General features: G+C 61.3%; 20 protein-coding genes and 1 pseudogene. 15 read left to right on the top strand and 6 right to left on the bottom strand.

Going from position 1 to position 19715, the window contains the following annotated elements:
• The first annotated feature begins 31 nt into the window (after positions 1-31).
• The 8 genes and pseudogenes from GGD50_RS21255 (at position 32) to GGD50_RS21220 (ending at position 7588) form a co-directional block, all read left to right on the top strand.
• The gene (locus tag GGD50_RS21255) at positions 32-1282 is read left to right on the top strand and encodes a sarcosine oxidase subunit beta family protein (RefSeq protein WP_107107282.1); all 1251 of its coding nucleotides are present in this window, start codon (positions 32-34) and stop codon (positions 1280-1282) included.
• 23 nt (positions 1283-1305) lie between these two features.
• Positions 1306-1578, top strand: a complete 273-nt coding sequence (locus tag GGD50_RS21250; protein WP_107107283.1) for a sarcosine oxidase subunit delta — start codon at positions 1306-1308, stop codon at positions 1576-1578.
• Positions 1575-4538: a sarcosine oxidase subunit alpha family protein gene (locus tag GGD50_RS21245; RefSeq protein ID WP_107107284.1), complete on the top strand. Its 2964-nt coding sequence runs from the start codon at positions 1575-1577 to the stop codon at positions 4536-4538. The genes GGD50_RS21250 and GGD50_RS21245 overlap by 4 nt, the downstream gene beginning before the upstream one ends.
• A gap of 15 nt (positions 4539-4553) precedes the next feature.
• A complete protein-coding gene (locus GGD50_RS21240) occupies positions 4554-5084 on the top strand; it encodes a sarcosine oxidase subunit gamma family protein (RefSeq protein ID WP_107107285.1) in 531 nt (176 codons plus the stop codon).
• 85 nt (positions 5085-5169) lie between these two features.
• Positions 5170-5359, top strand: a pseudogene (locus GGD50_RS32810) (acetyl/propionyl-CoA carboxylase subunit alpha); the annotation flags it as partial.
• Between the two features lie 223 nt (positions 5360-5582).
• Complete coding sequence (cax, locus tag GGD50_RS21230; RefSeq protein WP_107107286.1) at positions 5583-6728, top strand: calcium/proton exchanger; 1146 nt, start codon at positions 5583-5585, stop codon at positions 6726-6728.
• Positions 6729-6838: 110 nt separating this feature from the next.
• A complete protein-coding gene (locus GGD50_RS21225; RefSeq protein WP_107107287.1) occupies positions 6839-7171 on the top strand; it encodes a hypothetical protein in 333 nt (110 codons plus the stop codon).
• A gap of 81 nt (positions 7172-7252) precedes the next feature.
• A complete protein-coding gene (locus GGD50_RS21220) occupies positions 7253-7588 on the top strand; it encodes a potassium channel family protein (RefSeq protein ID WP_107107326.1) in 336 nt (111 codons plus the stop codon).
• Between the two features lie 35 nt (positions 7589-7623).
• Here GGD50_RS21220 and GGD50_RS21215 read toward each other — a convergent pair whose 3' ends face one another.
• Positions 7624-8823, bottom strand: coding sequence for an ROK family transcriptional regulator (locus GGD50_RS21215; protein ID WP_107107288.1), 1200 nt, complete (start codon positions 8821-8823; stop codon positions 7624-7626).
• Between the two features lie 220 nt (positions 8824-9043).
• Between GGD50_RS21215 and GGD50_RS21210 the strand changes: the two genes are divergently transcribed.
• The 6 genes from GGD50_RS21210 to GGD50_RS21185 all read left to right on the top strand — a co-directional run bounded on the left by GGD50_RS21210 (position 9044) and on the right by GGD50_RS21185 (position 15106).
• Positions 9044-10282, top strand: coding sequence for an extracellular solute-binding protein (locus GGD50_RS21210; RefSeq protein WP_107107289.1), 1239 nt, complete (start codon positions 9044-9046; stop codon positions 10280-10282).
• A 75-nt stretch (positions 10283-10357) separates the two neighbouring features.
• Complete coding sequence (locus tag GGD50_RS21205) at positions 10358-11242, top strand: carbohydrate ABC transporter permease (protein ID WP_107107290.1); 885 nt, start codon at positions 10358-10360, stop codon at positions 11240-11242.
• On the top strand, positions 11242-12087 hold the full coding sequence (locus GGD50_RS21200) for a carbohydrate ABC transporter permease (RefSeq protein ID WP_107107291.1): 846 nt from the start codon (positions 11242-11244) through the stop codon (positions 12085-12087). Before GGD50_RS21205 ends, GGD50_RS21200 begins: the two co-directional genes overlap by 1 nt.
• Positions 12084-13106: an SIS domain-containing protein gene (locus tag GGD50_RS21195; protein WP_107107292.1), complete on the top strand. Its 1023-nt coding sequence runs from the start codon at positions 12084-12086 to the stop codon at positions 13104-13106. The genes GGD50_RS21200 and GGD50_RS21195 overlap by 4 nt, the downstream gene beginning before the upstream one ends.
• Entirely contained in the window at positions 13107-14036 is a 930-nt protein-coding gene (locus GGD50_RS21190; protein ID WP_107107293.1) for a PfkB family carbohydrate kinase, read from the top strand.
• Positions 14033-15106, top strand: a complete 1074-nt coding sequence (locus tag GGD50_RS21185; RefSeq protein ID WP_107107294.1) for an ABC transporter ATP-binding protein — start codon at positions 14033-14035, stop codon at positions 15104-15106. The genes GGD50_RS21190 and GGD50_RS21185 overlap by 4 nt, the downstream gene beginning before the upstream one ends.
• Before the next feature lie 6 nt (positions 15107-15112).
• Here the strand turns inward: GGD50_RS21185 and GGD50_RS21180 are convergent, their stop codons facing one another.
• From GGD50_RS21180 to GGD50_RS21165, 4 genes are all read right to left on the bottom strand, one after another.
• Positions 15113-15862, bottom strand: a complete 750-nt coding sequence (locus GGD50_RS21180; RefSeq protein WP_107107295.1) for a 2OG-Fe(II) oxygenase — start codon at positions 15860-15862, stop codon at positions 15113-15115.
• A 116-nt stretch (positions 15863-15978) separates the two neighbouring features.
• A complete protein-coding gene (locus tag GGD50_RS21175) occupies positions 15979-16602 on the bottom strand; it encodes a hypothetical protein (protein ID WP_107107296.1) in 624 nt (207 codons plus the stop codon).
• A 72-nt stretch (positions 16603-16674) separates the two neighbouring features.
• The gene (gene ada / locus GGD50_RS21170; protein ID WP_245407427.1) at positions 16675-17742 is read right to left on the bottom strand and encodes a bifunctional DNA-binding transcriptional regulator/O6-methylguanine-DNA methyltransferase Ada; all 1068 of its coding nucleotides are present in this window, start codon (positions 17740-17742) and stop codon (positions 16675-16677) included.
• A gap of 156 nt (positions 17743-17898) precedes the next feature.
• Positions 17899-18348 (bottom strand): ester cyclase, encoded by a 450-nt coding sequence (locus tag GGD50_RS21165; protein WP_107107298.1) that lies wholly within the window; start codon positions 18346-18348, stop codon positions 17899-17901.
• 258 nt (positions 18349-18606) lie between these two features.
• Between GGD50_RS21165 and GGD50_RS21160 the strand changes: the two genes are divergently transcribed.
• The gene (locus GGD50_RS21160) at positions 18607-18915 is read left to right on the top strand and encodes a hypothetical protein (protein WP_107107299.1); all 309 of its coding nucleotides are present in this window, start codon (positions 18607-18609) and stop codon (positions 18913-18915) included.
• 65 nt (positions 18916-18980) lie between these two features.
• Here the strand turns inward: GGD50_RS21160 and GGD50_RS21155 are convergent, their stop codons facing one another.
• Positions 18981-19712 carry an aspartate/glutamate racemase family protein gene (locus GGD50_RS21155; protein ID WP_107107300.1) on the bottom strand — a complete coding sequence of 244 codons (732 nt, stop codon included), beginning with the start codon at positions 19710-19712 and terminating at the stop codon, positions 18981-18983.
• Between the last annotated feature and the right edge of the window lie 3 nt (positions 19713-19715).

The following is a 19715-nucleotide window of genomic DNA, read 5'->3' as shown; positions in this document are numbered from 1 at the left end:
AGGTCAATCGATATCAACGTGAGATCGGGACATGAAATATTCGGCTCTATCCATTTTACTGAAGGGCTTGCGGGGCAACCGCACCTGGGGCGCCGCATGGCGCGAGCCGCAGCCCAAGCCACATTACGATGTCATCATCGTTGGTGGCGGCGGTCACGGTCTCGCTACCGCATACTATCTCGCCAAGGAATTCGGCATCACCAACGTTGCCGTGCTTGAAAAGAACTATATCGGCTCCGGTAATGTCGGGCGCAACACGACAATCATCCGCTCGAACTACCTGCTGGAAGGCAACAACCCCTTCTACGAACTTTCGATGAAGCTCTGGGAAGGGCTCGAACAGGATTTCAATTTCAACGCCATGGTGTCGCAGCGCGGTGTGGTAAACCTCTATCACTCGGATGCGCAGCGCGATGCCTATACGCGGCGCGGCAATGCCATGCGGCTGCATGGCGTCGATGCCGACCTTCTCGACCGCGCCGCCATCAAGGCGATGCTGCCCTTCCTCGACTTCGACAATGCCCGCTTCCCGATCCAGGGCGGGCTTCTGCAGCGCCGCGGCGGCACAGTACGTCATGACGGCGTCGCCTGGGGCTATGCACGCGGCGCCGACAGCCGGGGCGTCGACATCGTCATGAACTGCGAAGTGACCGGAATCCGCCAGGAAAACGGCCGCGTGGTCGGCGTCGAGACGACCAAAGGCTTCATCGGCTGCGGCAAGCTGGCGCTGGCGGCGGCGGGCAACTCGTCCCGCGTCGCGGAGATGGCCGGCATGAAACTGCCGATCGAAAGCCATGTGCTGCAGGCTTTCGTCTCCGAGGGTCTGAAGCCCTTTATCGATTGCGTCTGCACCTTCGGCGCAGGACACTTCTACGTGTCTCAGTCCGACAAGGGCGGCCTCGTCTTCGGCGGCGATATCGACGGCTACAATTCCTACGCCCAGCGCGGCAATCTCGCGACAGTCGAGCATGTCGCGGAAGCCGGCAAGGCGATGATCCCGGCGCTGTCGCGCGTCCGTGTGCTGCGCTCCTGGGGCGGCATCATGGACATGTCGATGGACGGTTCGCCGATCATCGACAAGACGCCGATCGGCAACCTCTATCTCAATGCCGGCTGGTGCTATGGCGGCTTCAAGGCCACGCCCGCTTCCGGCTTCTGCTTCGCCCATCTGCTGGCCAAGGACACGCCGCATCCCACCACGCGGCAGATGCGCCTCGACCGTTTCGAGCGCGGCTATCTGATCGACGAAAAGGGCCAGGGCGCCCAACCCAATCTGCACTGATCCGCAGTAGCAAGGACACCGAAATGGCCAGCCTCGTCGCCTGCCCGCATTGCGGCAAAAGACCCAAGGAAGAATTCACCGTCAAGGGTGCCGCGCTGAGCCGCCCCTCGCCCGAAGCAGACGGGGAAACCTGGTTCGACTATGTCTATCTGCGCGACAATCCGCGCGGCGCCTATCAGGAATATTGGCACCACACCTCCGGCTGCCGTCGCTGGCTGGTAGTTACCCGTGACACCGCAACCCATGAGATTTTCGAAAGCCGCGATGCAGCCCTGCGCCGCGAGGTGACCGCATGACCCCTCATCGCCTTCCCGCCGGCGGACTTGTCGAACGCAGCAAACCCCTCTCCTTTTCCTTCGACGGCCAGCGCATGCAGGGCTTCGAGGGTGACAGCCTCGCATCGGCGCTGCTGGCGAACGGCCGCCTGCTGGTCGGCCGCAGCTTCAAATACCATCGCCCGCGCGGCATCCTGACCGCCGGTGCCGCCGAGCCCAACGCGCTGATGACGATCGGCCAGGGCGGACGCACCGAGCCCAACACACGCGCAACGATGCAGGAGCTTTACCAGGGGCTGGAAGCGAAAAGCCAGAACCGCTGGCCGTCGCTCGATTTCGACATCGGCTCGCTGAACAGCCTCTTGTCGCCTTTCCTCGGCGCCGGCTTCTACTACAAGACCTTCATGTGGCCGGCGGGCCTTTGGGAAAAGCTCTACGAACCCTTCATCCGCCGCGCCGCCGGTCTCGGCCGCGCGACCTACGAAGCCGACCCGGATGCCTATGAGAAAAGCTGGGCACATTGCGACCTGCTGGTCGTCGGCGCCGGCGCCGCCGGCCTTGCTGGAGCGCTCTCAGCAGGGCGTGCCGGCGCGCGGGTGATCATAGCCGACGAACATGCGCAGCCGGGTGGCGGCCTGTTGTCGGAAACTGCGGCGATCGGCGGAGCAAAGGCGCAGGCCTTCGTGAAGGACGTGCTGGCCGAACTCGCTGCCCTGCCGAATGTCACGGTCATGCCGCGTACCACGGTCTTCGGCTGGTATGACGGCAATGTCTTCGGCGCCGTCGAGCGCGTTCAGAAACATATCGCCATCCCGTCCGGCAAGCTTCCCGTCGAGCGTCTTTGGCGCATCGTCGCCAAGCGGGCGCTGCTCGCCACCGGCGCCGAAGAACGCCCGCTCGTCTTCGGCGGCAACGATATCCCGGGGGTGATGATGGCAGGCGCGATGCGCAGCTATCTCAACCGCTACGCCGTTGCGCCCGGCCGCCAGGTGGCGATCTTCACCACCAACGACAGTGGTTATGCGCTGGCGCAGGATCTCGAAGCTGCCGGCATCGTACCGACGGCGATTATCGACAGCCGCGCGGCCACACCTTCCGCCTACACGGGCCGAGCCCGGATCGTTTCGGGCGCGGTCGTCAGGGATGCCACCGGCGGCAAGGTGCTGTCCGGCATCACAATTGATAGCCGCAGCGGCAGTGAATCGCTGAAGGTCGATGCGCTCGCGATGTCCGGCGGTTTCAGCCCGGTCATTCACCTCGCCTGCCATCGCGGCGGCAAGCCGCAATGGTCCGATGAGCTCTCGGCTTTCCTAGCCCCCTCGGGTCTGAAGGGATTGGCTCTGGCGGGTGCCGCTGCCGGCATCGATGGTTTGGCGGCCTGTTTGGAAGATGGCGCTGCAAAGGGCGCGGCCATTGCGGTGGAACTCGGCTTTGCCGCCGCCAAGCCCGGTTTCGGCGCCGTCTCCGGCGAGATCTCGTCGCCGCCGGCCAAGCCGCTCTGGACCATACCGGGCGTGCGCGGCAAGGCCTTCGTCGATTACCAGAACGACGTCCACCGCAAGGATCTCCATCTTGCCGTGCAGGAAGGCTATGGTCATGTGGAGCTTGCCAAGCGCTACACAACCAATGGCATGGCGACCGATCAGGGCAAGCTTTCCAATATCAATACCATCGCCCTGCTCGCGGAAGCCCGCGGCATTTCCCCCGCCGAGGTCGGCACGACCACCTTCCGGCCGTTCTACACGCCAGTTTCCTTCGGTGCGCTGACCGGCCCCTCGCATGGCAGCCATTTACAGCCGGTGCGCAAATCGCCGCTGCACGACTGGGCGAAGAAGAACGGCGCAATCTTTGTCGAAACCGGCCTCTGGTATCGTTCCGCCTGGTTCCCGCGTGCGGGCGAAACCGGCTGGCGCGAAAGCGTTGACCGAGAAGTCAGAAACGTCCGCCTCAACGCCGGTCTTTGCGATGTCTCGATGCTCGGCAAGATCGAGATCACCGGCGCGGATGCGGCCGAATTTCTCAACCGGGTCTATTGCAATGCCTTCCTTAAGCTGCCGGTCGGCAAGGCCCGCTACGGTCTGATGCTGCGCGAAGACGGCATGATCTATGACGACGGCACCACGAGCCGCCTCGATGAGAACCGCTACTTCATGACCACGACGACGGCCTATGCCGCAGGCGTCATGAATCATCTGGAATTTTGCGCGCAGGCGCTGTGGCCGGAACTCGACGTCCGGCTTGCCTCGGTCACAGACCAGTGGGCACAGATGGCAATTGCCGGGCCTAAATCGCGAGCGATCCTCGAACGTATCGTTGATGCCGATATTTCTAACGACGCCTTTCCCTTCCTGGCCGCATCGGAGGTTTCGCTCCTCGGTGGCCAGGTGCATGGCCGGCTGTTCCGCATCTCCTTCTCCGGCGAACTGGCCTATGAGCTGGCCGTGCCGGCGGGTTATGGAGAGGCCGTAGCCGACGCGATCACGGAGGCCGGCGCCGACCACGGCATCCAGCCCTACGGCGTCGAGACCCTGTCCGTGCTGCGTATCGAGAAGGGCCATGTCACCCATAACGAGATCAACGGTACTGTCGTGCCGGGCGATCTCGGTTTCGCGAAGATGGTCTCGGCTACGAAACCGGATTTCATCGGCAAACGGATGCTGGAGCGCAAAGGGTTGAACGACCCGCAACGCCAACAGCTTGTTGGGGTGGTGCCACTCGATGAGGCAACAAGCTTCCGCACCGGCTCACATATTCTGGAGAAAGGTGCGGCTCCGACGCTGGAAAACGATCAGGGCTATGTGAGCTCAAGCTGCTATTCGCCGCATCTTGGCTCGACCATCGGCCTCGCCCTCGTGCGCCGCGGTTCAGAACGCCATGGAGAAGAAGTGCTGGTCTGGAATGGTCTGCGCGGCGAATTCACGCCCGCCCGATTGTGCAGTCCAGTCTTCTACGATCCCGCCAATGAAAAGCTACATGTCTAAACCGGGAGATATCTGATGTCCGAATTCCGCGTCACGCTTCGCCCCGCATTGGCTGGCCGACCGCCGATCTCTCGATCTGGCGTGCATATCGAAGCGCTTCCTGAAGGAACGGTTCTGCATCTGCTGGCCAATACCTCCAGTCCGAAGGCCCCCGCACTCGATGCGGAAGCCAAAGCCGCAGGTCTCTCGCTTCGCACTTTGTCTCCGGGGCAATGGTTTGCGGTCAGCGCCGCGCCGTTCCCGTTTGCTGAACTGAATGACCTGAAGGCGATATTGAAACCCAAAGCGGATGTAGTGGATCAGAGCCACGGGCGCGGGCGGATTGCCATCCGCGGTTCCATGGCAACGCGTGTTCTCGCCAAGGGCACTGCCGTGGATTTTGCACTCGCCGAATTTTCAGTTGGACAGTCAACGACGACCCTCGTCGGTCATATTGCCGTATATCTGACGCGCACAGAGGAAGAGGCATTTGAACTGATCGTACTCCGAGGCTTTGCCGAAAGTCTTTGGGACGATCTGGCGCGAATGAGTGTGGAGTTCAGTTAGGAGTACCAGTTACACCTCTCTAAGCCGCGTGAGCGGACCCGAAGCTGAAGACTAGATCCGACAAACCGTCAGACATGGTTGGCGTGGCCGAGTGCCGCGAGGCTCGCCTCCTGCAGGGCTTCACCGAGGCTTGGATGGGCGTGGATCGTGACACCGGCGTCTATGAGGGCGGCGAGATCTCGATGTACTATGATCCGATGATCGCTAAGCTCTGCACCCGGGCACCGACGCGGCATGAGGCGATCGCAGCGATGGCCAACGCGCTCGACGAATATTCGAGGAGCCCCGAAAGCCGCAAAACGCTGATATCAGGCACGCTTGCCAACCGGACCCGCCGGCTGGGCGGTCAATATGTGGTAGTGAGCGGCAAATACCGCTGGCCGAGACTCTGAATGCCGATATGTCTAACCACACCAAAAGCCATTCACCGGCGGCCGCGACATCGACCGGGAAAGGTGGTATTTTAGCCCGTGGTCATTCCATGCCGGGGCCTGGGTCATGGGCACTATTCAGGAAAAACCGTCGGTGGCGTCGTCGTCTTCAGTGGGAAGCACTGTTGTGAACGAAATTCGTCAGACGCCGATTCTCGCGCTCATCATATTCGTGCCGGTCGTGATCCTTCTGGAACGGTTTTCCCCCGAAGCGCACACGCTGCTCTTCGTTATGTCGGTCCTGGCGATCATTCCTTTGGCGGCACTGCTCAGCCGCGCCACCGAGGCGGTCGCCGCCAAAACCGGAGATGCCGTCGGTGGCTTGCTCAACGCCACCCTCGGCAATCTGACCGAACTGGTTATATCGCTCGCGGCTCTCCAGGCCGGTCAATACCTCTTGGTCAAGGCGTCGATAGCGGGTGCGATTGTGACCAACACCCTCTTCATGCTGGGCGGCGCCTTCCTGTTCGGAGGTCTGAAGTATCACCTTCAGGAATTTAACCGGATCAACGCCAGGTTCCAGGCCTGCCTATTGTTCCTGGCGACGATCGCCGTCCTGGTTCCCTCGCTGATCAGCCAAGTGGATCAGCCACCCGCGCTCGCCGTTTCCCAGAAGCTGAGCTTGGGATTGGCCATCATTCTCATCGTTGTCTATGCGCTGGGCATGTTGTTTTCGCTGCGGACGCACCGAGAGCTTTTCGCCAGCGTCAGCCATGCCGAAGAACACGAAAAGCTGTGGCCGGTAAAACTGAGCATAGTCATGCTGGTCGTCGTCACGCTGCTGGTCGCGCTGGTTAGCGAGATCTTCGTGGGATCGGTCCAGGTCGCCGCCGAGCAGCTGGGAATGACGCCGGCCTTCGTAGGTTTCATCGTCGTCGCTCTGGTGGGCGCGGCAGCGGAAATGACAACCGCATTTTCGGCCGCCCGCGCAAATCGTCTGGATCTCAGTGTCGGGGTCGCGTTGGGCAGTGCGGTTCAGATCGCCCTCTTCGTCGCGCCGATTTTGGTGCTTGTCAGCTATTTCATCGGCCCTGAACCCATGACGCTTCAGTTCTGGCGGGGTGCCGTCACGATGATGGTCGTCGCCGCAATGGCGGCGGCTCTTTTGTCCAATGGTGGTCGTGGAGCCTGGTACGCGGGTGTCATGGCCCTGGCGCTTTATGCCATCTTTGCGTTTACGTTGTTTGTCTTGCCTCCGGCAACTCCGTCTTAATCTAACGGCACCACTTATGGAGGGGCACAGTCAGAAAAGTCGCTTGCGACCTCCACAGTATCAGCGCCTGCGCTTCGCATGCCTTTTTACAACCAGACAAGGGATCGAAGATGAGCCTCTATGTGGCCGAAATTTCCGGGCGTGGCGTCCTGGCGTTCGAAGCGGCGAACGATGTCGAGGCAACGACGCGGCTCGCAGACACGCTGCTCCTGCGGGACCTACGCATTCTCCAAAATCAAGGCCGCTCGCTATGGGACGGTGTTTCAAAAATGCGGCTGCGGGAACCGAACCCCAGGGAGCTCGAGATCTGGCAAACCAGACGCGCCGCTGCGGCCTCCTCTTCATCCGATGAAGATGACAAAAGCTGGCGCGTCTTCCTGATCGCCGTGGTCGATCCATCCGCATTCGACGACGACCACGACTATGATGGTCCCGGCGACTGAACAGTGCCACCCTGTTTGCGAGGACCATAAATCGAAAGGCAGGAGCCTATGGCGGGAGGTAAACGGTCTCAAACGAAGGGAATGAGAAGACTGTTTTTCGCCGCGCTCTTCCAGCAGGTTCGCATATTGTGGCCGATCTTTTCGGGAATGCTTATTGTCATGATCGGATGTGGCATGGTCATCGGACAGATCGAGGATTGGCGGCTCGGGGAAACCCTGTATTTCACCTTCGTCACGGGGCTTACGATCGGCTACGGCGATCTTGCGCCCAAGCACACTGTAGCGCGGCTATTGGCTCTTATGATCGGTCTTTCCGGCATCATTCTGACAGGCCTGGTTGCCGCCGTCAGTGTTCAGGCACTCAATGCAGTAGATCGCGATCGAGTAGAACGGGATGATGCTTCCGGCGGCTCTTGAGTTGCGGTTGGCTGTCCGCTGACCAGCACCGACAGCTAGTCTTTCAAGATCGCAGCATAGCGCGGATCGAATTCACGGCTGATTGGTCCGGCGGCAGCTCCGAGTGCGACGGACCAGGGGTCGGCCATGCCGATCTGTAAGCGTGGAACGGTCCGATCGCGACGCTCGGCGATCGAGGGCAGCAACGAACCCATGGCTGTGATGAGCCGGTCCACCAGAATCCGTGGTGCGCTGCCGCATAGGATGACGGTCTGCGGATCGAAGATGGTTTCGATCAAATGCACGCTCCATCTGAGATCGGAGGCGGCCGCTTCGATCCATTCGATGATCCTGCGATCGTCGGCCGATACGAGATCATGGATCTTGGCATAAAGATCCGGATCGGCCGGATCGAGCGATAGATATTGATAGAGTGATGCCAGCGACGCGCGATGTTCGAGGGGCGTCGACTTGCCTCCGACGGCGAGCAAGGCCATGCCGATTTCGCCGGCATTGCCGTTCGCGCCGGTATAGAGCTCGCCGCCGAGAACAAGGCCGGCACCGATGCCGTAGCCGACATAGAGGCAAACCGCATGATCCAGCCCGTGCGCGGCGCCTACCATTCGCTCGGCAATCGTCGCCGCGGCGGCATCGTTTTGGATGCTGACATTAAGACCGGTGCCAACGGCAAGGGTTTCAAGCAAGGGAAACTTCTGCCAGGCCTCCATCATCCAGGGATCGTCGCCGTTGCCGGCAAGGCCGAAGGGACCTGGCATCGCCGCCCCGAGGCCGACCAGCTTCTCCTCGGATTGCGGCGCGACCACTGCCAATTGCTGCCGAACATCCGCGACAAGGTCGAGAATGACCTTGGCGCCTGTCGTCGGTCCACCCGAGGGAAGCTTCGCCTCCAGCCGCACCAGCACATTTCCAATGAGATCGACGGCAATCGCTCTCGTCATATGCCGGTCGATTTGAAGGCCGATCGCAAACGCACCTTCCGGGACCAGAGCGTAGGGCGTCGAAGGCTGCCCGCGGCCATTGCGCACCGTCTGCCGCGATGCCACGAGACCATCGCGCTCAAGTTCGTCGATGATGTTGGAAACCGTCTGCTTGGTCAGCCGGGTGGCGCGCGCCAGATCCGCCCGTGAAAGCGCTCCATTGACGCGCAGAGCATCGATCATAACGCGTCGGTTATGAGCGCTGGTGCCTTCGTGATTGGTGCCGCTCTTGGCCCGGATCGGGCGGCTATCGTTCATGTGCAATTCCCTCTTGACACCAGTAGAATATTGAAGAAGTAATTAAGTCAAGACAATTGACTTAATGAGAAACCGAAGAGTTTCGTGGGAACAAATGGGCCGGCAGTGGCCCGACGATGACCCGAGAGTCGGACATCCGGCTCCCGGCTGCTTTTTAACAACCGGTCGCGGTGAGAGCCGCCATCGGAAATCGCGTGAAAGTCAAAAACTGGAGGGTGGAATGTTGAAATCCCTAAGCAAGACGTTGTTTGGCGCCGCGCTGATCGGCGCGTCTTTTGCATCGCATGCATTGGCCGAAACGACGATCAACGCGCTTTTCATGGCGCAGGCCGCCTATAGCGAAGCCGACGTGCGCGCCATGACCGACGCCTTTACCAAGGCTAATCCCGATATCAAGGTCAAGCTCGAATTCGTTCCCTATGAAGGCCTGCACGATAAGACCGTGCTGGCACAGGGCTCAGGCGGCGGCTATGACGTCGTCCTCTTCGACGTGATTTGGCCGGCCGAATATGCGACGAACAAAGTGCTCGTCGACGTGTCCTCGCGCATCACCGACGACATGAAAAAGGGCGTACTGCCCGGCGCTTGGACCACCGTGCAATATGACGGCAAATATTTCGGCATGCCGTGGATTCTCGATACCAAGTATCTGTTCTACAACAAGGAAATCCTGGAAAAAGCCGGCATCAAGAACCCGCCGAAGACCTGGGACGAACTCACCGAACAGGCAAAGACCATCAAGGACAAGGGGCTGCTGGCAACGCCGATCGCCTGGAGCTGGTCACAGGCCGAAGCCGCGATCTGCGATTACACGACGCTCGTCAGCGCCTATAAGGGTGACTTCCTGAAGGACGGCAAGCCGGCCTTCCAGACGGGCGGCGGCCTTGATGCCCTGAAGTATATGGTTTCGAGCTATAAATCCGGCCTGACCAATCCGAACTCCAAGGAATTCCTGGAAGAAGACGTCCGCAAGGTCTTCGAAAACGGCGATGCCGCTTTCGCGCTGAACTGGACCTACATGTACAATATGGCGAACGATCCGAAGGACAGCAAAGTGGCCGGCAAGGTCGGTGTCGTGCCGGCGCCGGGCGTAGCGGGCAAGAGCGACGCCTCCGCCGTGAACGGTTCGATGGGCCTTGGCATCACCGCAGCCAGTAAGCATCCGGACGAAGCCTGGAAATACATCAGCTTCATGACCTCGCAGCCGACGCAAAACCAATATGCAAAGCTCAGCCTGCCGATCTGGGCATCCTCCTACGAGGACCCGGCCGTCACCAAGGGGCAGGAAGAACTGATCGCCGCGGCAAAGGTCGGCCTTGCAGCCATGTACCCGCGCCCGACGACACCGAAATATCAGGAGCTTTCGACAGCACTTCAGCAGGCGATCCAGGAATCGCTGCTCGGTCAGTCCTCGCCGGAAGACGCTTTGAAATCGGCTGCCGATAACAGCGGTCTCTAATGCCGCCGCCAACGGGTGGCGCAAAGCGCCGCCCGTTTCCAATCCAGTCCGACAAATAAAAAGGGTGGCCTAAAAATGTCCGGCACCTGGATGACGACCCGCGCGTGGCTTTTGATGCTGCCGCTCCTCGTGGTCATGATCGCCGTTATCGGATGGCCCCTGGTGGATACCGTCCGTCTCTCCTTCACTGACGCCAAGCTCGTCGGCACTGAAGGCAGTTTCGTCGGGATCGATAACTACACGAAGATGATCTCAGGTTCGAACTTCCAGCGGACCCTTGTCACGACCGCCTTGTTTGCGATCATTTCCGTTGCCGCCGAGATGGTGATCGGCGTGCTTGCCGCATTGCTGCTCAATCAGGAATTCCGCGGCCGCACGGCGTTGCGTGCACTGATGATCCTGCCTTGGGCTCTGCCGACCGTCGTCAACGCGACGCTCTGGCGGCTGATCTATAATCCGGAATACGGCGCCTTGAACGCGGCGCTGACGCAGCTAGGCCTGATCGATGCTTATCGCTCATGGCTGGGAGAGCCCGCCACTGCCCTTTCGGCGCTGATCGTCGCCGATTGCTGGAAGAACTTTCCCCTCGTCGCGCTGATTGCTCTGGCGGCGCTGCAGGCCGTTCCGCGCGATATCACCGCCGCCTCGCTGGTCGACGGCGCCGGACCGATTGCCCGCTTTCGCTTCGTGATCCTGCCCTATCTCGCGGGTCCGCTGATGGTGGCGCTGGTGCTGCGGACCATCGAAGCCTTCAAGGTCTTCGACATCATCTGGGTCATGACGCGCGGCGGCCCCGCCAACAGCACGCGGACATTGTCGATCCTTGTCTATCAGGAGGCCTTCTCCTTCCAGCGGGCCGGATCCGGCGCGTCATTGGCGTTGATGGTGACGCTGCTGGTGACAGTGCTCGCCGCCGGCTACGCCGCGCTGGTGCGCAAGACGGTTGGGAGTGCTGCCTGATGGAACGCCGGAGCCCGATCTTCACCGTCTTCATCTATGTCGCGGCACTGCTGCTTGCTGCCGTCATTCTCGCGCCAATCCTCTGGCTGTTCGTCATGAGCATTTCGCCGGCCGCCGATCTCGCGGCGAAACCGCTGCGCTGGTGGCCGCAGACGGCCGATTTTTCCCGTTACCGGCTGCTGTTCTCGACGATCGAGAACAGTACCGGCGCTGCATTCACCTCCTCGCTGCGCAACAGCATCGAAATCGCGGCTATGGCGACGATCGCGGCTATTGCGCTTGCCATCCCGGCGGGCTGGGCCGTGTCGCGCACCCCGTCCGTCGGCTGGTCGCTATCCATGGTGATCGGCACCTACATGCTGCCGCCGGTGGCGCTCGCCGTGCCGCTCTATATGGGCCTTGCCTATCTCGGCATGCTGAACAACGTCTTCGGGCTTGCGCTCGTCTATCTCACCATCCTCGCGCCGTTCACGACCTGGCTCATGAAATCTGGTTTCGATTCCATTCCGAAAGAGATCGAATCCGCAGCCATGATCGACGGCGCCGGCCTCTTCCAGACGCTGAAGATCATCACGCTGCCGCTTGCCATGCCGGTGATCGCGACATCGGCGCTCTTCGCGTTCCTGCTGGCCTGGGATGAATTCTTCTATGCGCTGCTCTTTACGTCAGACCAGCGGGCGAAGACCCTGACCGTCGCCATCGCCGACTTGGCAGGCGGACGTGTATCCGATTACGGACTGATTGCGACCGCCGGTGTGCTTGCCGCCCTGCCCCCGGTGCTAGTCGGTCTCGTCATGCAACGCGCCCTGATTTCGGGGCTGACAAGCGGCGGCGTCAAGGGATGACCATGACCGGACAAAAGACACGACTGACAGGGCTTGTCGCGATCGATCGCGAAATGGCGCGCCAGCATGCGGATGCCATCGCCTCCTACCAAGGCGCTGCCGAAATGGCCGCAAAGGCAGCCTCCTCGCTGAAGAAAACGGGGAAGCTCCTGCTCCTCGGCATGGGTGGATCGCATGCGGTGAACCGCGCGGTCGAGCCGCTTTATCGCGCTCTTGGCATTGATGCGATCGCCTTGCCGCTCTCCGAGCAGCTCGGCCAGCCGTTGATGCTGGAGGGCCGAACGGTCTTCGTTACCTCGCAATCCGGCGAAAGCGCCGAAGTCGTCCGTTGGTTCAACGAAACCGGCGGCACGGACGAGACATTCGGGCTGACGCTCGAAGGCGGCTCGTTCCTGGCAAAGGCTGCACCATCCCTGGTCGGCGCCGGCGGCACGGAACTGGCCTTTGCGGCAACACGCAGTCTGACCGTCACGTTTGCCCTCCATCTCGCAATCCTTGCCGCGCTCGGCGAAGACCCGGTGGCGGCACTTGCCGTTTTGAAATCCCCTCGAGACGTCGATATCGCGCCGGCACTTTCCGCACTCGCGACTATCGACACAGTCGTCACGTCCGGCCGCAAATTGCAGGGTGTTGCGGAGGCGCTTGCGCTCGGTTTGACGGAGCTGTCCCGCCGCCCCTGCTTCTCGCTCGAAGGCGGACAGCTTCGCCACGGGCCTATGGAAATGCTCGGGCCGAACATCGGCGTCGTCCTGTTTCGCGGGCGGGACAATACGGCGGGTCTTGTCACCGCGATGATCGTCTCCGCCGTGGAAACCGGCGCGCCGACCGTCGTCTTCGATGCATCCGGTGAGGAGCCGGTGGCGGGCGCCGTGACCCTTCGCTTCGAGCCGGCGACCGGTCTTGCGGCGATCTTCGCCATGCTGCCGATCGCGCAACGGCTGATGATCGCCTTTGCGGAAGCCCGCGTCGAGAATGCAGGAACGCCGGTCCGATCGACGAAAATTACCCGGAGTGAATGAATGAAGCCGCTTGCAGTCATCGGCAATGTCAATGTCGACCTGATCCTCGGGCCTGCCGCACCTTGGCCGAAGGCAGGCACGGAGATCATCGTCGACCATGACGAACTGCGTGTCGGCGGCGCAGCGGGGAATAGCGCGCTTGCCTGGGAAGGCATGGGCGTCGACTTCGAGATCGCGGCAAGTGTCGGCAGCGATGAGTTCGGCCACTGGCTTGCCCAAGCTTTCGGCGAACGGGCTGCGAAGTGGCCCGTGCACCCTGAGCGCACGACGCTTTCGGTGGGGATCACCCATCCGGACGGCGAACGCACGTTCTTCACGACGCGCGGCCACCTGCCGCGCCTCAGCCTTGCCGATGTCTTTGCCGTTCTCGACGGATCAACGCTTTCCGGCGGTTATGCCCTTCTCTGCGGTCCCTTCCTGACGGACGACCTGACGCAGGATTACGGCGCATTGTTCGACTGGGCCGATAGTCACGGGATCGCGCTCGCACTCGATACCGGATGGCCGCTCAATGGTTGGACGGATGAAAATTGCACCGCCACGCGCGGGTGGCTGTCGCGCTGCCGCATTGCCCTGTTGAATGAGGTGGAAGCGACCACGCTCGCAGGTTTGGACGATCCTCCAGACGCCGCACGCCATCTCCGCTCGCATATGCCCGAAGGGGCGATCGTCGTCGTCAAACGCGGTTCTGACGGCGCGATCGCCATCGACGGGGATGGAGCACTCATTGCCGCCACCGCGCCCCAGGTGAAAGTCGTGGATACGATCGGCGCCGGCGACGTCTTCAATGCCGCATTTCTGGCCGCACTTGCCCGCGGCGAAATACTTTCCACCTGTTTGGCTGCTGGAACGGAGGTCGCCTCGCGCGCCATTTCCACCCTGCCCCGCAGCTATAGCGAGCTCAACGCGACGAAGGAGGCCGCACGATGAGCGCGCTCGAGATCCAGAATATCCGCAAGACCTATGGTCAGGTCGAAACGCTGAAGGGCATCGATATCGCGCTTGAGAGCGGCGAATTCCTGGTGCTGCTCGGCTCTTCCGGCTGCGGCAAGTCCACGCTGCTGAACATCATCGCCGGTCTTGCCGAGGCGACCAGTGGCGATGTGCGGATAGGTGATCGCTCGGTTCTGGGCGTGCATCCCAAAGACCGCGACATTGCCATGGTGTTCCAATCCTATGCGCTCTATCCAAACTTGACGGTCCACCGCAACATCGGCTTCGGCCTTGAGATGCGCAAAGTGCCGACGGCGGAGCGCGACAAGGCCGTGCGCGAGGCTGCGAGACTGCTTCAGATCGAAAATCTGCTGGATCGCAAGCCGAGCCAGCTTTCCGGCGGCCAACGGCAGCGCGTAGCGATCGGCCGCGCCCTTGTGCGGAAGCCGGAAGTCTTCCTTTTCGACGAGCCGCTTTCGAACCTCGATGCCAAACTGCGCATGGAAATGCGCACGGAGCTCAAGCGTCTTCATCAGATGCTGAAGACGACGGTCGTCTACGTCACCCACGATCAGATCGAGGCGATGACGCTCGCCACCCGGATCGCGGTCATGCGGGACGGAAGGATCGAGCAGTTGGGCACGCCGGAGGAGATCTATAACAGTCCCGCAACGCTCTATGTGGCAACCTTCGTCGGCGTACCGCCGATGAATCTCCTGAAGACCACGGTTCGCGCCGATGGGCTGCTATTGGAAGGCGCCGGCGCTCGGCTGCCGCTCCCCGAACGCTTCAAAGGGAAGGTCAAAGAAGGCCAGCATGTCATTCTCGGCATACGGCCTGAAGCACTGCGTCTGGAACAGGGCGCTCTATCCATCGAGGCAACGCCCGAAATCGCCGAATTGACCGGTCCCGAACTCGTGGTCTCCGCCATTGCCGGAGATCAGCGGCTGACCGCTTGCCTTGCTCCCCGCACGCCGATCAGCGCCGATCGGAAGATGACTCTGTTCTTCGACGATGAAGCAATACATCTCTTTGACGCAGAAACCGGGCTTAGCTGCCTCCGTTAGGCTCGCTCATTTCGCATCGTGAAAGATGATGCCGACGGTATGGCGCATACCCGATCGAAGACGGCTGACGCCGTGCCTAAGGTTGACGCGATAGCTCCCCTTGGAGCCCTGGACTGGGCGATTGTGGACCGCAAAGGCGACAGCGTCCCCCTGGCGCAGCGGCACCACCTCGACGCGGCTTTGCATGCGCGGGCGCTGCTCCGTCAGAACAAACTCGCCGCCGGTGAAATCCTTGCCCGGTTCGGAAAGCAGGATTGCCACCTGCAGCGGGAATGCCAGGTCGCCATAGAGGTCCTGGTGCAGGCAATTGAAGTCGCCTGGGACGTATTGCAACAGCAGCGGCGTCGGCCGCGTCTGGCCTTGATCATGGCACTGCTTGAGAAAGGCCGCATGGTTTGCACGATAGCGCTGATCGATGCCCATGCGGATGTTCCAATCGTTGGCAACCTCGGCCAACCGCGGATAGAGCGCCGTGCGCAGACTGCCAAGCAGATCCGGCAGCGGATATTTGAAATAGCGGTATTCGCCTTTGCCGAACCCATGGCGCGCCATGTGAATATGGCTGCGGAAATGCTCTTCCTGCGGATAAAGGCCGGCGATTTCCCGGCACTCCTCAGGCGACAGCAGCTTCTCCATGACCGCGCAGCCGAACCCGCTCAGCTCCTCCGACAGCGTCTGCCAGTTATACCCAGCGACGCGCTCTTCTGCGGACAGGACTGAAGAGCCCGATGGACTAAGCTTCGAATGGGCATTCATGATCTAGCCTCCTTATCGATGAGGGCGTTGCTGCGGGCGACAATAGGGCTGAAGCCATCCGTCCGCACTCCGGTCCTTGCTTTCAAATCGGCAAGTCTCGGCTGGGAAAGACAATTTTACTTCCGAATCATGGGATGAAGGATCGGCCGATAGCCGGCGCGAAGGGCCATGAATGTGGAAGGTGGCGTCAACATGCCTTCGGCGTGGATGAGCTTTTGCGGCGGTTCATAGCCATGCTCGGTCCAACGAAAGGCGCGACCGGCGGCGATCGTACAAGCCGCACCGGATGCCAGGATAACCGCACCATCCGGCAGCTCGGAGAGCGGTCCGGGAAGCGGATGTATCCGTTTGCGTCCGCGCTCCATGCGTTCACTATGGAGAACGGCGTCCATTGCACCGACCGAGGGTTCAGCTTGCCCTCTCGCGCCTGCCCATGCCGCGCGAAATGCCTTGGCGTCGTCCCGCCGGCAGAAGAAGCAGGGACGGTGACCCGCGGCTAATGCCACCGCTTCGTCCAGAAAAAAGAGCTCGGTCCAGCTCCGGTTGGCCATGACATCGCGGCGCCGCCCCTTGTATTCGCGAGTGCAAACCAGCCATGCCTTGCTCGACCAGCGCTTATTCAGCAGCGTTTTCGTCGCCGGATCGTGGATGATGCCGCGATTGCCTGTGAACAATCCTCGTTGCGAGATCGCCACGATATCGCCGAAGGGTGTCACACGGTTCTGAAGGGGAGCACTCATGTCAGCATATTGCCCCGCTCGGGCGGCATGCGCCAGATATACCGCGAGCCGAAAGCGTCGCTCATCCGGCTCTCAGCGAACTTGGGTCGCTTCGCGATCCAGCAGAACACGTTTTCGCTCCACGCCCCAGGCGTAGCCGGAAAGCGAACCGTCGTTTCGCACCACCCGATGGCATGGAATTGCGACAGCCAGATTGTTGGCCGCGCATGCTCCGGCAACGGCGCGCACCGCCTTGGGCGAGCCGATCCGGCGGGCGATTTCCGCGTAGGAGACGGTCCGGCCCGCCGGGATTTCCCGCAGCGCCTGCCAAACCCGCTGCTGAAACGCCGTACCGCGAACGTCGAGCGGCAAATCGATCCCAAGACCTGGCGCCTCCACTAGGCCGACGACACGCGCCACAAGGGCCTCATAATCCCCATCGGCACCGATCAGGTTGGCATTGGGAAAACGATCCTGAAGATCGCGCAGCAGCGCGTCGGGATCGCTGCCGAGGAGAATGGACGCCACGCCTTTCCTGCTCGACGCAACCAGGATCGCACCCAGCGACGATTGACCGACCGCGAAACGGATATCTTCATCAGCACCTCCCGATCGATAGTGAGTCGGCGTCATTCCGAGCATATCGGTGGATTTCTCATAGAAACGCCCGCTCGAATTGAACCCGGCATCGTAGATCGCCTCGGTCACGCTGTTGCCGTTCGCAAGGCCTTCACGGACTTTTGCCGCGCGATGCGCCGAGGCATAGTCCTTGGGCGTCAGGCCGGTTGCCGATTTGAACAACCGATGGAAATGGCTGACGCTGCGTCCGGCCGCATCCGCGAGTTCGTGCAAAGACGGTTCCTCCTCGCTCTCTTCGATCAATCGGCAAATGCGCGCGATGATGGCTGCGTTCTCTCCGGCTGCGGAAAGACTATCCGGCTTGCATCGCTTGCAGGCGCGAAAGCCCGTTGCTTTGGCGGCTTCGAGCGAATCATGCAGTTGCACATTCTTGGGGTTTGCAGTTCGCGAAGGGCAGGAGGGTCGGCAATAGACGCCAGTCGTTGCCACCGAATACCAGAGATAGCCGTCAGCGGTCCGGTCTCGGGCGACGATCCGCGCCCAACGCGGATCGTCGGCCACCGCCGTTTGTGTAAACATCATCCGGTTTCTGGGCATCACGGTCATATCACTCGTCCCTGTGTGTTCCGGCGTAAGTCCATCATTCTTGGCAGCGAAAGAGCCGCACAGCCACCCGATTCCTACGTGACCGGAGATCATCAGGAGGTCGCCGCCCGGATGATGGGCGGCGACCCTGCATCAGGCGGCCTTGATAAGGCCGAGCTGCGTGAGGGCCGTCACACCGTCGTCAAGGCCGATTTCCTCGGCGATCCTGCCATTCTCTATGCGCAGGATGGTGGTACCGGTGAAGTGCATCTTGCGACCGGTCGCAGCCGGCAGCGATCCGACCAGAAAGTCGGCAAAGGCCGGGCCGGTATGCGTGCCGCCGCCTTCCCATTGGCCGACGACATAGTCGCCTTCGGCAATGAGATCGGCGGTGCCCCAGAAATTCAGGTCCGGGAATGCCGTGCGGAAGTCGGTCATGAAAGCCTTGATGTCATCATGGCCGCGACGCGGCTCGTGCAGCGAGTATTTCAACAGCATGTCTGGCGCTGCGAGATCGGAAACGACAGATAGGTCGCAGGTCTCACCCCAGAATTCGCTGAACCAGCGCGCGACGATGGCCTTGTTGTCTTCTTCTTTGCTCATGTGGATTTCCTTTTTGACGTATCCAACGGGGATCATCGATTTCGATCGACGACCTGAGCAAAGGGATAGGCTGATCCGGCGGGGTCAAAACTCCGGTTCTTACCGTGCAATCAAATCCGTCCGGCGAACGAAGGCTTTCGCACCACGAATGATGACAGATGGCGCATAAAAGGAGATGCTTAAGTTTGAAAGCAAGAAACGGGGTGCCGGCCGACTGGATTGATGGGAAAGTTCGCCGGCTACAGAGGGAGAACGTAGATGAAAGCTCAAATCATAGTGCTTGCCGCGTTCGCGGTCTTCGCCGCCTCTCCGGTAGCCGCAATCCAGCGGCTGCAGACGGCCACGAGGTCGTGCGCCGAAGTCCAATCCTTCGTTCAGGCAAACCGCGCGGTCATCCTGCAATATCCGTCAACCCGGGGCTCCGGTGGCCTGCTCTATGATCGCGCCGTCGCCAATTCCGATGTCTGCCTCGGCAACGGCTTCGGTGAACGAAGCTCGGTGCCGTCGAAGGACAAGCGCAATTGCCCAATCTGGATCTGCGCCCCCAGCACCGATCTGCGCCCGTGACCGGTTGAAAATAGCGCTGACTTTTGATCGACGCCGTGCCGCGCAAGCCGGCCGAGACTGCAGGCTCACACCGGTGCGAAATCGCTCATCGCGCCGATGAAGGGCTTGGGCAGCGGTGAGGCATAGGAGCCGCGCTTGCTGGTGGAAAGGCCGAGCGACACCAGTGCTTCCGCCTGTTTGACCGCCGCCGCGACGCCGTCGATCACCGGCACGCCGTAGATCGCCTGTAACTCGCGCGCAAGATCAGTCATGCCGGCGCAGCCGAGCACGATCGCCTCCGCCCCGTCCTCGTCGAGCGCCCGTTCGATTTCCGCCCGTAACTTGCCGATTGCGCCAGAGACGGCATCCTCGAGTTCCAGCACGGCGATATCGGAAGCGCGCACTTTCGCCCGCCCACCCATGCCGTAACGCTGAACGAGATTGTCGATCAGGATGCGCGAACGCTCCAGCGTCGTCACGACCGTGAAGCGCTGGGCGAGAAAGCCGGCGGTCGCGACGGCGGATTCGCAAAGCCCCAGAATGGGGACATCCGAAAACGCTCGCGCGGCTTCAAGCCCGGTATCATCGAAACAGGCGATGATCGCCGCATCGTAGCCCATTATCCGGCGTTCCCTCAGTTCGCTCAGCAGGCCGGGAACGGCAAGCGCACCGTCATAATATCCCTCGATGGAGGCTGGACCCATCCGTGACGTGGCGGCGATAATTTCCGTCCCGGACGCAGCAACAGCCCGGGCGGCAATCGCAGCCTTCTCGGTCATCGACGCGCTAGTGTTCGGATTGATAAGCAATAAACGCATGAT

Origin of the sequence: Martinezella paranaensis (genome assembly GCF_014200235.1) — a bacterium.
GTDB lineage: Bacteria > Pseudomonadota > Alphaproteobacteria > Rhizobiales > Rhizobiaceae > Rhizobium > Rhizobium paranaense.
This window is presented reverse-complemented; position numbering and strand designations above follow the sequence as displayed.